Genomic DNA, 14,127 nt, shown 5'->3' with positions numbered 1-14,127 from the left:
GGGTCAGGCGCCCACGTAGGGCCAGGTGCCGTCGATGACCGCCTCGGGGTCGCGGGACCGGCGCAGGTAGGCCTGGAACGAGGCCGCCTGGTCGGCCTTCCACCGCACCTGAGAGTCGTGCAGTTCGGCGGGGGAGAGGGCCCCGAGCTCGGGGTGGCTCGACCCCAGACGCCAGGCCAGGCGTCCGGCCGCGAGCGCGTCGGCGGCCGCCCCGTGCGCCTCGTCGGCGGCCAGCGGGACCCCGTGGTGCGCGCACACGTCCGTGAGCTTGCGCCCGCCCTTGCGGTAGGGGTCCATCTGTTTGTCCAGCACCAGCGGGTCGACCACGTGCAGCGTGGACAGCGGCTCGGGGCGGACCGTGTTCCGTACGAGCTCGTGGTGCAGGATGCCGAGGTCGTAGGGGGCGTTGTAGACGACCAGCGGAAGCCCGTCCGCCGCGACCTTCTCCAGCGCAGCGCCGATCGCGGGCACCGCCTCGGCCGCGGGGGTGCCCTCGGCGCGTACCCGCTCGTCGGTGTAGCCGTGGATCGCCGCCGCCTCGGGCGGGACCGGGACGCCCGGGTCGATGATCCAGGTCAGTGGCTCCTTGGTGCCGCTCGTGGGGTCGATGCGCCACAGTGCGGCGGTGACGATGCGGTCGGACGTGACGTCCAGGCCGGTGGTCTCGACATCGAAGGCGGCGAGGGGACGGGTGTACCAGGAGGCGCTCATGCGGTTCTTTCTGCTCGGCCGCTCCGACCTGGGGCCCCGGACGGATCGTCCGGGGGTCGGACTCTCGTTGGCACGGTACCGCGCAGCCCCGACAGCCGCGGCACTTTCGGTTCCCGGCGAACCTTCGGCGCCCCGGACGCGTCTCCCCCGGCGGAACCCGCGCCCTTCCCCCGACCCCGGAGCGTCCATGAGCACCGACCCCGAGCCCACGACCGAGACCGAGGACCTGCGGACCCGCCTCGCGCGGGTCGAGGCTCACGCCGAGGCCATGGAGGCCCACGTCCTCGACATCAGGTTCCAGGAGCGCCGCCGGGCCCTGTCCGGCCTGTTGCTCGCTCTCGGTGGCCTGTTGATCTCGCTGTTCCTGCCTTGGACGGAGGAGACCGGCGTGTATCTGCTGTCGATCCTCTCGGAAACAGATGAGGAGGAGTCGTTCGCGGCCATCACGGCTGCAGCAACCTGCGCGATGCTCGTCGCCGGCTGCGTGGCCCTGCCGTTCCTGTCGCGGCCCGGGGCCTCTGCAACGCTGACGGGGTTCGCTGTGCTGATCGCCCTCGCGTCGGGGGCGCTCCTCCTGCAGTCATTCTTCGTGCCCTTCGAGGACCACGTCTCCGCGGGTGTGCTCGTGGCCTTCGCTTCGGCCATCGCGGCCCCGGTCTCCGCCGCACGGGTGGCGAAGTTCCCGAAGGCGGACTCGGAGCCCCACCCCGCTCGTAAGAAGAGCCCGTGAGCGCCGGGGCCGACGTCCCCGCCCACCCGGCCTGAACAACCCGTCCCCGCCTCCTCCCCCTGCCCCGACCCTTGGAGCCCAGCCGTGCCCGGCACCCCCGAACCGATCCACGACCTCGACCGCATCCGCAAGCGCATCAACCGGATCGAAGCGCGCATCGCCCTCGACCACGAGGCCGGACGCGCGGCACGGGCGGTCACGGCCGGCCTGGCCGCGGGCGGCGCCGTGCTGTTCATGTCCCTGTACCTCGTGTGGACCGACAGCCGTGACCTCTCCGGGTGGGAGACGCTCTTCACCGACAAGGTCGTCGGCACCCTCCCCGCGGGCCTGGCGGTGCTCGCTCTGTGCGGGGCGGTGGTCACCGCCCTCGTGGCCCAGCGCATCTGGGCCTTCCGCGCGGTTCTGGGCACGGCCGCGGCGTTCCCCCTGCTGTGGATGTTCGGTTGGGCGGCGGCCCAGACCGACGTGGAGACCCACATGGAGGCCGGGCCGGGGCCCTGGTGCGCGATGGCCGGCGTGGTGCTCCTCGCGGCGGCCGGGTTGAAGGCGGAGTCCATGAACCAGGACCACCCCGGCGCGTGGGACTGACCCGGACCCCGCGTCCCCGCAGTGTGCAGCACACCACGGCGCGTGCGAGGTTGCTCCGGTATTGTCCGGACCCGTGAACCAAGCGACCGCCGCCGACGGCACCCGGATCCACTACGACGTCCTCGGTGAGGGCGAACCCCTGCTGCTGCTCAACGGGCAGGCCCTCGACCTCGAGATGTGGGACGGCGTACGCGAGGAGCTCGCCCGCTCACACCGCGTCGTGCGCATGGACTTCCGGGGGACCGGCGGCAGCGACGCCCCGCTCGACGAGCCCTACTCCCTCGACCTGTTCGCCCGCGACGCCCTCGCGGTCCTGGACGACCTCGGCATCGAACGCGCGCACGTGCACGGGTTCTCGATGGGCGGGAAGGTCGCGCAGGCGCTCGCGCACGCCGCACCGGAGCGTGTCGGCGCGCTCGTCCTGGGTGCGACCGCCCCGGGCGGGCAGAACGAGGTCCCGCGTGCGCACTCGTCGACGGTCGCCCTGCGCAAGGCCGCCACCGAGGAGGGCCGCGGCCTCATCGCGGAGCTCTTCTACACACCCGGTTGGGCGGCCGACCACCCCGACACGGTGGACCGCATCCTGCCGCGTGGCCCCATGCGCGCCCTGCGCCTGCACTTCGCCGCCAGCACGTCCTACGACGGCTGGGACCTGCTCCCGGAGATCGTGTCGCCCACCCTCGTCGTGCACGGCGAGGACGACGCGCTCACGCCGGTCGGCAACGCGGAGCTCCTGGCCGTGCGGATCCCCGGCGCCGAGCTGCTCGTGCTCCCGGGGCTGCGCCACGGGTACGTGCACGAGGGGGCCCCGAAGGCGACCGAGGCCGTGCTGGACTTCCTCGCCCGCCACCCGATCGGGGCCTGACACCCGGCCGACGCCGAGCGGGCCCCGGGGTCACAGCTCCGTTGGCAGCTCCGAACGCAGCTTCTCCAGCTGGCGGCGGTCCTTCTTGGTCGGACGTCCCGCGCCGCGGTCGCGCTTGAGCACCGGACCCCGCGCCTCCGGTGCGGGCGGCGTGGGGCTGCGGTCCACGTAGCACCGCGTCGCGACGGGAGCCCCGACCCTTTTCACGATGACGTGACTCACATCGACGAGCCGGGTCCGTCCGTGCAGCCGCACCCTCACCTCGTCGCCGGCCTTGACCCCGGTGGCCGGTTTCGCGGGACGCCCGTTGACGCGCACATGCCCGCCACGGCAGGCCTGAGCGGCGTCGGAGCGTGTCTTGGTGAGGCGCACGGCCCACAGCCAACGGTCGATCCGGGTGCTGTCGGGGCCGCTCGGCAGGGCCGGCTGGGACTCGCTCACGCCCGCGTCCTCCTCGTGTTTCGGTGCCTCGGACCCCACTCTAGGTCGGCGGCGGTACGAAGTACTCCGAAGTCGCGCTAGAGTAGTAACCGCAGCAAGCGAGGTCCTGTGGAGCAGTTAGGAGTGCTCGCCACCCTGTCAAGGTGGAGGCCGCGGGTTCAAATCCCGTCAGGACCGCACAGCGAAGGCCCGGTGTCCGCGAGAGGCACCGGGCCTTCGGCTTTTCCTGGGGATCGGACGAGGGGACTGGTCGTGGCATACCGGTACGCCACCGAGCGGACCGACCACTCTGCACTGGCGAGCGGACAAGTGCTGCGTTCGGCGCCAGGGTTCCCGGGTTTCCCGGTCCGGCTCGCCAGCGAACTCCTCCAACGCGCGCTCGCACACACCACCGACCAGGGTGAGAGCCCGGTCCGGCTCTGGGACCCCTGCGGCGGCAGCGGCTACCTCGCGACCGTGCTGGGCCTGCTTCACCGCGACCGCCTCGCCCACGTGCGCGTCTCCGACATCGACGAGGACGCCGTGGCCCTGGCCGCCCGCAACCTCGAACTCCTCACCGCCGACGGCCTGGCCGCGCGGGAGGAGGAGCTGCGCCGCTCCGCCCGCGACTTCGGACGCGTGGAGTTCGTGGAACGCGCCGAGGCCGCCCGGGACCTCGCCGCCGGCCTGGCCTCGCAGGGCGGCGACCTGCCCCACGAGGTCCGCACCGCCGACGTGTTCACCCTGACCGACCCGGTCGACGCCGACGTCGTGGTCACCGACATCCCGTACGGGGAGATGACCTCCTGGGGAGGATCCGCCCCCGAGGAGGACCGTGTGGGCGCGATGCTGCGTTCCCTGGGCGGGGTCCTGCCCCGCCACGCGGTCGTGGTCATCACCGCCAAGACCCGCCGCATCGCCCTGCCCGAGGGTGTGCGCGCCCTGGAACGCGTCAAGGTCGGGACCCGAGCGGGCGCCCTCGTGCGCGCCCGCGACGTCGCCCCCTGAAGCACCGGGACACACGTGAGGGGCCGGCTGTCCCACCGACCCCTTGTGCCCGGCGGCCCCGCCACCGGCTCTGGCCACCCGCGCGTCAGGACGTCTTGCGGAACGCCCTCGCGGTGTAGACCGCCACCGCCAGCGCGACCGCCGCCAACAGCACGAACCCGATCGTGTACGCCCCGGTCGCCTGGTAGATCACGCCCATGACCAGCGGCGGGAAGTACCCGCCGAGGCCACCGGCCGCGCCGACGAGACCGGTCACCGTACCGACCCGCTTGGGTTCGACCACCTCGGCCACCAGCGCGAACACACCGCCGGTTCCCAGGCCGAGCACGATCGCCATGAACACGAACGCCACACCCGCCGGGAACTCCGCCGGCGGGTGCAGCGCCAGCACGACGGCCATCACCGTCGTGCCGAAGAACGAGATCAGGCAGACCTTCACCGGACCGATCCGGTCCGACAGGATCCCGCCGACCGGGCGCGCGGCCACCGCGGCGACGGCGAAGCCGGCCGTACGCAGGCCCGCGTCGGTCTGCGCGAACTGGTACACCGAGGTCAGCAGGGTCGGCAGGTAGGTCGAGAACGCGACGAAACCGCCGAAGACGAGCGCGTACAGCGCCGACGCCTGCCAGGTCGCCTTGAGCCCCATGGCCTCGCGCATGCGCGGCAGCGCCGGTTCGGTCTGGGGGCTCCACGACGGGGCGTTGCGTGCGAACAGCCACATGACCACGCCCATGACGGCCAGCACCACGCACATGATCAAGTGGGAGACGAACACCCCCATGGCCTCGACCATGCGGGGTGTCAGGAACGCCGACAGCGCCGTACCGCCCATGCCCGCGCCGAACACACCGGTCGCGAACCCGCGCCGCCCGGCCGAGTACCAGGCGTTGACGAACGGGATCCCGATCGCGAACGAGGTACCGGCGATACCGAGGAAGAAGCCCCACACCAGCAGCATCGTGTAGGAGTGCTCGGAGATGCCGACCAGGAAGGTCGGGACGATGCTCACGAAACACACGATCGTGAACATGAGCCGGCCGCCGTAGCGGTCGGTGAGCACACCGATGGGGATCCGGCCGAGCGAGCCCACCAGCACGGGGAACGCCACGAGGATCGACGTCTGTGTCGGGGTGAGGTTCAGGTTCTCGGAGTAGGTCCGGGACAACGGCCCGATGAGGTTCCACGCCCAAAAGGTGAGCGCGAAGGCCGCTGTCGCCAGTGCGAGGTTGGCCCCGGCCGTTCCGGTGGTCCGGCTCCCGCGTTCGGCGGTTTCCGATCGCATGGCGCCCCCTTCCATTCGACGATCTGCGCCGATTGTGCCCGAATGCGGTGTGGGGTACGTGACTTCTGCTCCGCACAAGGCATATTCATTAACGGAATGTGGCCACTGATGAACTTTGGCCGGTACTGCACGGGCAATGCGCGAACAAACGGGGTGTATTCGTCATGGCGGATCGGGGTAAACGCGGCGGGGCCGCCGACGCACTGCTCAGGGTGGGGAACCACCTGACCCGATCGGAACCCTTGGACGGAACCCGTGCCCAGGTCAGGAGCGGTGGCCGTGAAGGTGATGTGTTCTACCGCGACCGCTGGAGCCATGACCGGGTGGTGCGTTCCACCCACGGGGTGAACTGCACAGGTTCTTGTTCCTGGGACGTCTACGTCAAAGACGGAATCATTACCTGGGAAACACAGGCGACCGATTATCCCTCGGTGGGCCCCGACCGCCCCGAGTACGAACCGCGCGGGTGCCCGCGCGGCGCCGCCTTTTCCTGGTACACCTATTCTCCCGCGCGCGTGCGTTATCCGTACGCGCGCGGTGTGCTGATCGAGATGTACCGCGAGGCGCGGCGGCGGCTGGGCGATCCGGTGCTGGCGTGGGAGGAGATCACCACCGACGCCGACAAACGCAGCCGGTACCAGAGCGCCCGCGGCAAGGGCGGCCTGGTGCGGGTGTCGTGGCAGGAGGCGCTCGAGATCGCCGCCGCCGCTCACGTGCTCACCATCAAGAAGTACGGCCCCGACCGCATCGCCGGATTCTCCCCGATCCCGGCGATGTCGATGGTCTCCCACGGTGTCGGGGCCCGTTTCGTGAATCTGCTGGGCGGCTCGATGCTGTCCTTCTACGACTGGTACGCCGACCTCCCGGTGGCCTCCCCGCAGGTGTTCGGCGACCAGACCGACGTCCCGGAGTCCGGTGACTGGTGGGACGCCGCCTATCTGATGCTGTGGGGCTCCAACGTCCCGGTGACCCGTACCCCCGACGCGCACTGGATGGCCGAGGCCCGTTACCGGGGACAGAAGGTCGTCGTGGTCTCCCCGGACTACAACGACGCCACGAAGTTCGCCGACGAGTGGTTGGCCGCCCAGCCCGGCACCGACGGGGCCCTGGCGATGGCGATGGGGCACGTGATCCTCAAGGAGTACTTCGTCGAGCGCTCCACGGCCTCGTTCGACTCCTACGTGCGCTCCTACACCGACCTGCCGTTCCTGGTGGGGTTGGAGGAGCGCGACGGCCGCCTGGTCCCGGGCAAGTTCGTCACCGCCGAGGACCTGGCGGAGGGCGCCGACACCGCGAACGCCGAGTGGAAGCCGGTGTTCTGGCCGCAGGGGGAGTCGGCCCCGGTCGCCCCGAACGGCTCCGTCGGCCACCGGTGGGGTGAGGAGGGCGGCCGCTGGAACCTCGACCTGGAGGGCCGTACCCCGGAGCTGACCTTCTACGAGGAGGGCGGGGAGGCCGCCGAGGTCGCCCTGACCCGGTTCGACAACCCCGGCGGCGAGGGCGAGGTCCAGACCCGCGGGGTTCCGGTGCGCCGCGTGGGCGGGCGCCTGGTCACGACCGTCTTCGACCTGCTGCTCGCCCAGTACGGGGTGGGGCGCGACGGGCTCCCGGGGGAGTGGCCGTCCGGGTACGACGACCCGGACGGCGCGTGCACGCCGGCCTGGCAGGCGGAGCTGACGGGGGTCTCGGCGGACAAGGCGGTCCGGATCGCGCGGGAGTTCGCGGCGACCGCGGACGAGAGCGGCGGCCGGGCCATGATCGTGCTCGGCGCCGGCACCAACCAGTGGTTCCACGGCGAGAACCACTACCGTGCGTTCCTGTCGCTGCTGCTGCTCACCGGCTGCCAGGGCGTCAACGGCGGCGGGTGGGCGCACTACGTCGGCCAGGAGAAGTGCCGCACCAGCTCCGGGTGGGCGGCCTACGCGTCGGCGGCCGACTGGTCGAGGCCGCCGCGTTTCATGGCCGGGACCTCCTACTGGTACACGCACACCGACCAGTGGCGGTACGACACCTACCGGGCCGACGCCCTGGCCTCACCGCTGGGCCCGGGCAAGGTGCGCGGCAAACACACCGCCGACCTGGTCGCCGCCTCGGCGCGCATGGGGTGGATGCCGTCGTTCCCGACCTTCAACCGGAACCCGGTCGCGCTGGGCCGGGAGGCGGAGGAACGCGGTGTGGACCCGGCCAACTACGTCGCCGACCAGCTGGCCTCCGGTTCGCTGCGGTTCGCGGTCGAGGACCCCGACGACCCGGCCAACTGGCCGCGCACGCTCACCCTGTGGCGGTCGAACCTGTTCGGTTCCTCGGCCAAGGGCAACGAGTACTTCCTGCGCCACCTGCTCGGCACCCGCTCGAACCTGCAGTCGGAACCGGCCGGGCCGGAGGACCGCCCCGGCGAGGTCGAGTGGCGGGAGAACGTGCCCGAGGGCAAGCTCGACCTGCTCATGTCGCTGGACTTCCGGATGACCAGCTCCACGCTGCTGTCGGACCTCGTGCTGCCGGCCGCGACCTGGTACGAGAAGCACGACCTGTCCACGACGGACATGCACCCCTTCGTGCACGCCTTCAACCCGGCGATCGACCCGCCGTGGGAGTCGCGCACCGACTTCGACATCTTCCAGGGGCTGGCCCGGGCCTTCAGCGAGATGGCCGCCGACCACCTTGGCGAGGTCACCGACCTGGTCGCCGTTCCGCACCAGCACGACACCCCGGGCGAGCTCGCGCAGCCGCACGGGGTGCCCTCGGACTGGAAGGCCGACGGCACCCGTCCGGTGCCGGGCCAGAACATGCCGGGCATCGTCGCCGTGCGCCGCAACTACTCCGCGATCGCGCAGAAGATGGCGGCGCTGGGCCCGCTCGTGGAGTCCAAGGGGCTGGCGGTCAAAGGTGTGTCCTTCACCCCCGACGAGGAGATCGAGTGGCTGCGCAAGGCCAACGGCACCGTGCGCGGGGGTGTGGCGGACGGGCGGCCGTCGCTGGACACCGACATCAAGGCCTGCGAGACGATCCTGGCGCTGTCGGGCACCAGCAACGGCCGCCTCGCCGCGCAGGGCTTCCGCCGCCTGGCCGAGCGCACCGGCACCGACATGGAGGTGCTCGCCGTGCAGTCGGAGGAGCGCCGGGTCGTCTTCGACAACGCCCGGCGCGGGCCCACCCCGGTGGGCACCAGCCCCGAGTGGTCGGGCAAGGAGGCACCGGACCGCCGCTACTCGCCCTTCACCATCAACCTCGAGCACGACAAACCCTGGCACACCCTCACCGGGCGCCAGCACTTCTACCTCGACCACGACTGGATGCACGAGTTCGGTGAGGCGCTGCCGGTCTACCGGCCCCCGCTGGACATCAACCGCCTGTTCGGTGAGCCACGCATCGGGCCGAAGGGGCAGCGCGAGGTCGTCGTCCGGTACCTGACCCCGCACTCGAAGTGGTCGATCCACTCCGAGTACCAGGACAACCTCCTGATGCAGACGCTCTCGCGCGGTGGCCCGACGATCTGGATGAGCGTGGACGACGCCCGTTCCATCGGGGCCGCAGACAACGACTGGGTGGAGGCCGTCAACCGCAACGGTGTGGTCGCCGCCCGCCTCGTCGTCTCGCACCGCATGCCCACCGGGACCGTGTACATGTACCACGCGCAGGAACGCACGATCGACGTCCCGAAGACGGAGACGACGGGCACCCGGGGCGGAATCCACAACTCCCTGACCCGGCTCCTGGTCAAACCCACCCACCTCATCGGCGGATACGCGCAGTTCACCTACGCCTTCAACTACCTCGGCCCCACCGGCAACCAGCGCGACGAGGTCACGGTCGTGCGCAAGCGGACGACGGAGGTGCGCTACTGATGTCAGAACAGACCGCCGACGCCGGAGGACGCCCCATCGGCAGGGTCATGGCGCAGGTCGCCATGGTCATGAACCTCGACAAATGCATCGGGTGCCATACCTGCTCGGTCACCTGCAAGCAGGCCTGGACCAACCGTCCGGGTGTCGAGTACGCGTGGTTCAACAACGTCGAGACCCGGCCCGGCCAGGGGTACCCGCGCACCTATCAGGACCAGGAGAAGTGGAAGGGCGGCTGGGTACGCAAGCCCAACGGTAAGCTCGTGCCGCGCGCGGGAGGGCGCCTCAAGCGGCTCGCGACGATCTTCGCGAACCCGGTCATGCCCTCGCTGCAGGACTACTACGAACCCTGGACCTACGACTACGACACCCTCATCAACGCGCCGCTGGGTGACGACATCCCGGTGGCGACGCCGCGTTCGGCCCTGACCGGCGAACCGATGAAGGTGGAGTGGAGCGCCAACTGGGACGACGACCTGGGCGGCGGCCCCGAGCTGGCCCGCCAGGACCCGATCGTGCAGACCCTCGGCGACCAGGTGAGGTTCTCCTTCGAGGAGACCTTCATGTTCTACCTGCCGCGGATCTGCGAGCACTGCCTCAACCCCGCGTGTGTGGCCACCTGCCCCAGCGGCGCCCTGTACAAGCGCAGCGAGGACGGCATCGTCCTCGTCGACCAGGACCGCTGCCGGGGCTGGCGCATGTGTGTCACCGGCTGCCCGTACAAGAAGATCTACTTCAACCACAAGACGGGCAAGGCCGAGAAGTGCACGCTCTGTTATCCGAGGGTCGAGGTGGGCATGCCCACCATCTGCTCGGAGACCTGCGTGGGCCGCCTGCGCTACCTGGGCGTCATCCTCTACGACGCCGACCGGGTGGAGGAGGCGGCCTCCGTCGAGGACGAGCACGACCTGTACGAGTCCCAGCTCGACGTGTTCCTCGACCCGAGCGACCCGGCCGTGCGCGCCGCCGCCCGCCGCGACGGCATCCCGGACCGCTGGGTGGACTCGGCTGCCCGTTCGCCGATCTACACCCTCGCCAAGCGGTTCCGGGTCGCTCTGCCGTTGCACCCGGAGTACCGCACGATGCCGATGGTCTGGTACATCCCGCCGCTGTCGCCGGTCGTGGACACGCTCACCAGCACCGGTCACGACGGGGAGAGCGCACCGAACCTGTTCGGCGCCATCGACACCCTGCGGATCCCGATCGAGTACCTGGCGGAGCTGTTCACAGCGGGCGACACCGGACCGGTCCGCAGGGTTCTGCGCCGCCTGGCGGCGATGCGCTCCTACATGCGCGAGATCAACCTGGGGCGGGAACGCGACGAGTCCATCGCCTCCGACGTCGGCATGACCGGTGACCAGATCGAGGAGATGTACAGGCTCCTGGCGCTGGCCAAGTACGACGACCGGTACGTCATCCCCACCGCCTACGGGGTCGACGAGGCCGACCGGGGCGCGATCGAGGAGATCGGCTGCGACCTCGACTTCGAGGGCGGCCCCGGCATGGGCGGTGCGGGCCAGGTGCCCTTCGGCGAGGCCTCGGGGCAACCGCAGGCGGCCACGGTGGAGAACTTCCACGCCCTGCAGGGACGACAGACCTCCGACGCCCAGGTTCCGACCGGTGAAGGCCGCGTCAACCTGCTCAACTGGGACGGCAACGGCCGCCCAGACGGACTCTTCCCGCCGAACCAGAGCGGGAGCACCGAGGACCACGGTGGCGGGGACCAGCCCCGCACACCGCGTGAGGGGGGTTCCACGTGAGTACCACCACCGACTCCGGGGGACGGCCCGGCTGGCTCGGCGCCGGCCGGGCCGCCCGCCGTGCCCACCGCAGGGCGGTCACCCACCAGGCCGCGTCGGTCCTGCTCGGATACCCGGACGAGGGTTTCTTCGAGCGGCTTCCGCTGGTCACCCGGGCCGTCGCCGAACTCCCGCGGGGGACCGTGCGCGCGGCGCTCATGGAGTTCTGCGACCACGCCGCGAGCACGCCCGAGCTCGAGCTGTGCCGGCACTACGTCGAGGTCTTCGACATGCGCCGGCGCCGCGCCCTGCACATGACCTACTACACCGACGGCGACACCCGGCGCCGCGGCCACGCCCTGGCCGAGGTCAAGCGGGTCTACGCCGAGGCGGGCTGGGAGGTCTCCACGCGCGAGCTGCCCGACCACCTCGCGGTGATCCTCGAGTTCGCGGCCCGCGGCGACAACGACTCCGGGCAGGACCTTTTGCTGCGGTTCCGGCCGGGTTTGGAGTTGCTCGCGGAGGCCCTCCGGGACCATGGAACCCCGTACACGCAGGTCGTGGACGCCGTCGCACAGACCCTTCCGGTCCAGAGCACCGCCGACCGCGAGGCCGTCCAGCGCCTGGCCGCGCAGGGCCCGCCCGCCGAGAACGTCGGGCTGGAGGCCTACGGCGGACGCACGGCGCTGCCGGTGGTCGGTGTGAACGAGGGCCGCGTCCCGCCGCCGCGCGGCTCCGGTGTGGAGCACGGCGGGGGTGCACGATGAACGGGTTCGGCCCCGTCGACCTCCTGCTGTGGGGCGTGCTGCCCTACGCGGTGCTCGTGGTGTTCGTGGGAGGCCTGGTCTGGCGCCACCGCTACGACCGGTTCGGGTGGACCACCCGCTCGTCCGAGCTCTACGAGTCGCGGCTGCTGCGCATCGGCAGCCCGCTCTTCCACGTCGGACTGCTCTTCGTCATCGCCGGCCACGTCGTGGGCCTGCTGATCCCGGAGAGCTGGACGCGCGCGCTCGGCGTCTCCGACTCGATCTACCACGTGACCGCCCTGTCACTCGGGCTGGTCGCGGGTGTGTGCACGCTCGCCGGGATCGTCCTGCTGATCTGGCGGCGCCGCACCAAGGGCCCGGTCTTCAGCGCCACGACCAAGAACGACAAGCTCATGTACGCGGTCCTGGTGCTGGCCCTGGTCACCGGTCTGGGCATGACCGCCTACTTCGCGGGCACCGAAGTGGTCGGGGGCGAGACACAGGACTACCGGCACACCGTCTCGCCGTGGTTCCGGTCGATCTGGATCCTCAACCCCGACGTGTCGGCCATGGCCGCGGCCGAGGGCCCCTACAAACTGCACGCACTGATGGGGCTGGCGCTGTTCGCGCTGTTCCCGTTCACCCGGCTCGTGCACGCGTTCAGCGCGCCGCTCGGGTACCTCGTGCGTCCCTACATCGTCTACCGCTCCCGTGACCCGCACCCCGCCGGTGCCGGGCACGCCGAACGCACCACCCGCCGGGGCTGGTGAGCCGGCACCGGCCGCGCGTACCGTCCCGCCGAACAAGGAGTAGACCCCGATGGAGCTGTTCCCGGACTTTCCGCTGAAGAGCTGGGCCGACACCAAACAGACGATCCACCGGTTCGAGCAGATCGTCGGCAAGGTCCGCCTGCACCACAGCCCGCGCCGCAACCACTGGTGGAACGTGCCCTTCCACCTGACGGGCACCGGCATCACGACCCGGCCGATGGGCATCGTGGACGGCAACCCGGTCTTCAGCGTCGACTTCGACTTCGTGCGCCACCGGCTGGTGGCCTCCAACCTGGAGGGGGAGGAGGTGTCCTTCCCGCTGCAGGGGCACAGCGTGGGCTCGTTCTACCTGCGTTTCCAGTCGGCGCTGGACAGCCTCGGCGTGGACGGCAGCATCCCCCACGCGACCCCGTTCGACCTGCCCGACGCCGACCGCCCGTTCGTCGACGACCACGAGCACGCCACCTACGTCCCGGAGCACGCCAACCGCTACTGGCAGGTGCTGAGCCAGGTCAACCTGGTGCTGGAGGAGTTCGCGGCGGGGTTCTCCGGCAAGACCAGCCCCGTGCACCACTTCTGGCACACGTTCGACATCGCCGTCACCCGGTTCTCCCCGCACCCGGTCGCCCAGCCGCGCGAGGCGGGCGAGCTGGTGCGCGAGGCGTACTCGCGGGAGGTGGTGAGCTTCGGTTTCTGGTTCGGCGACGACAACGTTCCCGAACCCTGCTTCTACGCGTACGCGGCCCCGGAACCGGACGGGCTCGCCGAACGCCCGCTCACGCCGTCCTCCGCCGAGTGGGCGGCCAGTGGGCACGGGCACCTGGCATTGCTGCGCTACGCCGACGCCCGCCGCGCCTCGGACCCGCGCGCCACGGTCCTGGACTTCTTCGAGAGCGCCTACGTGGCCGGGGCCGGGCTCGCCGGGTGGGACATCGACGGCCTGGCCTGCCCGGGCGGTGTCACCGACCCCTACAAGGCCGGCCGGTGAGCTGACGGGGACCCCTTGGGGGCCGTGCCCGGAACGGGGATACTGGTGTGTGTCGGCAGGCGGTGTCCAGGACCCGCCCCGCGCACACCAGTGACTGGGAGAGACATGGATCTGACGGTCGAGGACGCGCCGGAGCGTTCGAGGTACGAGGTCAGTGCGGACGGCAAGACCGTGGGGTTCTCCGCCTACCACCTGATCGAGGACGGGGTCCTTGCGCTGCCGCACGTGGAGGTCGACCCCGCCTTCGAGGGGCAGGGGGTGGCCTCCGCGCTCATGCGCGAGTCCCTGGACGACATCCGGAGGCGCGGGTTGAAGGTCGTTCCGATCTGCCCCTTCGCGCAGGCCTTCCTCGAACGCAACCCCGGCTACGCCGACCTCGTGCACCGGAACTGATCCCTGCTGCGGCACAAGGCCCGGGCCCCGGCGGAGCACCGTCGG

General features: G+C 71.0%; 13 protein-coding genes and 1 tRNA gene. 11 read left to right on the top strand and 3 right to left on the bottom strand.

Annotated features, from left to right (window positions below; translation table 11 throughout):
• Positions 1-3: 3 nt before the first annotated feature.
• On the bottom strand, positions 4-711 hold the full coding sequence (locus IDM40_RS04850) for an exonuclease domain-containing protein (RefSeq protein ID WP_193120670.1): 708 nt from the start codon (positions 709-711) through the stop codon (positions 4-6).
• A 187-nt stretch (positions 712-898) separates the two neighbouring features.
• On the opposite strand from IDM40_RS04850, the gene IDM40_RS04845 reads away from it, so the two are divergent.
• The 3 genes from IDM40_RS04845 to IDM40_RS04835 all read left to right on the top strand — a co-directional run bounded on the left by IDM40_RS04845 (position 899) and on the right by IDM40_RS04835 (position 2,894).
• Positions 899-1,441: a hypothetical protein gene (locus IDM40_RS04845; RefSeq protein WP_193120669.1), complete on the top strand. Its 543-nt coding sequence runs from the start codon at positions 899-901 to the stop codon at positions 1,439-1,441.
• 84 nt (positions 1,442-1,525) lie between these two features.
• Positions 1,526-2,029, top strand: coding sequence for a hypothetical protein (locus tag IDM40_RS04840; RefSeq protein ID WP_193120668.1), 504 nt, complete (start codon positions 1,526-1,528; stop codon positions 2,027-2,029).
• Positions 2,030-2,102: 73 nt separating this feature from the next.
• Positions 2,103-2,894, top strand: coding sequence for an alpha/beta fold hydrolase (locus IDM40_RS04835; RefSeq protein ID WP_193120667.1), 792 nt, complete (start codon positions 2,103-2,105; stop codon positions 2,892-2,894).
• Positions 2,895-2,924: 30 nt separating this feature from the next.
• Here the strand turns inward: IDM40_RS04835 and IDM40_RS04830 are convergent, their stop codons facing one another.
• Positions 2,925-3,335, bottom strand: coding sequence for an RNA-binding S4 domain-containing protein (locus IDM40_RS04830; protein ID WP_193120666.1), 411 nt, complete (start codon positions 3,333-3,335; stop codon positions 2,925-2,927).
• Positions 3,336-3,437: 102 nt separating this feature from the next.
• Here IDM40_RS04830 and IDM40_RS04825 point away from each other — a divergent pair.
• Positions 3,438-3,512: transfer RNA gene (locus IDM40_RS04825), tRNA-Asp, on the top strand.
• Between the two features lie 75 nt (positions 3,513-3,587).
• Positions 3,588-4,322 carry an rRNA methyltransferase gene (locus IDM40_RS04820; protein WP_193120665.1) on the top strand — a complete coding sequence of 245 codons (735 nt, stop codon included), beginning with the start codon at positions 3,588-3,590 and terminating at the stop codon, positions 4,320-4,322.
• 85 nt (positions 4,323-4,407) lie between these two features.
• On the opposite strand, the gene IDM40_RS04815 is transcribed toward IDM40_RS04820, so the two are convergent.
• Positions 4,408-5,604 carry an MFS transporter gene (locus IDM40_RS04815; protein WP_193120664.1) on the bottom strand — a complete coding sequence of 399 codons (1,197 nt, stop codon included), beginning with the start codon at positions 5,602-5,604 and terminating at the stop codon, positions 4,408-4,410.
• Positions 5,605-5,768: 164 nt separating this feature from the next.
• On the opposite strand from IDM40_RS04815, the gene IDM40_RS04810 reads away from it, so the two are divergent.
• From IDM40_RS04810 to IDM40_RS04785, 6 genes are all read left to right on the top strand, one after another.
• Positions 5,769-9,449: a nitrate reductase subunit alpha gene (locus IDM40_RS04810; RefSeq protein WP_193120663.1), complete on the top strand. Its 3,681-nt coding sequence runs from the start codon at positions 5,769-5,771 to the stop codon at positions 9,447-9,449.
• Positions 9,449-11,206, top strand: coding sequence for a nitrate reductase subunit beta (narH, locus tag IDM40_RS04805; protein ID WP_235997303.1), 1,758 nt, complete (start codon positions 9,449-9,451; stop codon positions 11,204-11,206). Before IDM40_RS04810 ends, narH begins: the two co-directional genes overlap by 1 nt.
• Complete coding sequence (gene narJ / locus IDM40_RS04800; RefSeq protein ID WP_193120662.1) at positions 11,203-11,952, top strand: nitrate reductase molybdenum cofactor assembly chaperone; 750 nt, start codon at positions 11,203-11,205, stop codon at positions 11,950-11,952. The genes narH and narJ overlap by 4 nt, the downstream gene beginning before the upstream one ends.
• Complete coding sequence (gene narI / locus IDM40_RS04795; protein ID WP_193120661.1) at positions 11,949-12,701, top strand: respiratory nitrate reductase subunit gamma; 753 nt, start codon at positions 11,949-11,951, stop codon at positions 12,699-12,701. Before narJ ends, narI begins: the two co-directional genes overlap by 4 nt.
• Positions 12,702-12,750: 49 nt before the next feature.
• Complete coding sequence (locus IDM40_RS04790; protein ID WP_193120660.1) at positions 12,751-13,689, top strand: DUF5996 family protein; 939 nt, start codon at positions 12,751-12,753, stop codon at positions 13,687-13,689.
• A gap of 105 nt (positions 13,690-13,794) precedes the next feature.
• Positions 13,795-14,082, top strand: a complete 288-nt coding sequence (locus tag IDM40_RS04785) for a GNAT family N-acetyltransferase (RefSeq protein ID WP_193120659.1) — start codon at positions 13,795-13,797, stop codon at positions 14,080-14,082.
• The last annotated feature ends 45 nt before the right edge of the window (positions 14,083-14,127 follow it).

Origin of the sequence: Nocardiopsis coralli (assembly GCF_014892575.1) — a bacterium.
Classification (GTDB): Bacteria; Actinomycetota; Actinomycetes; order Streptosporangiales; family Streptosporangiaceae; genus Nocardiopsis; species Nocardiopsis coralli.
The sequence above is the reverse complement of the archived record's forward strand: the minus strand, read 5'-3'. Positions and strand labels throughout refer to the sequence as shown.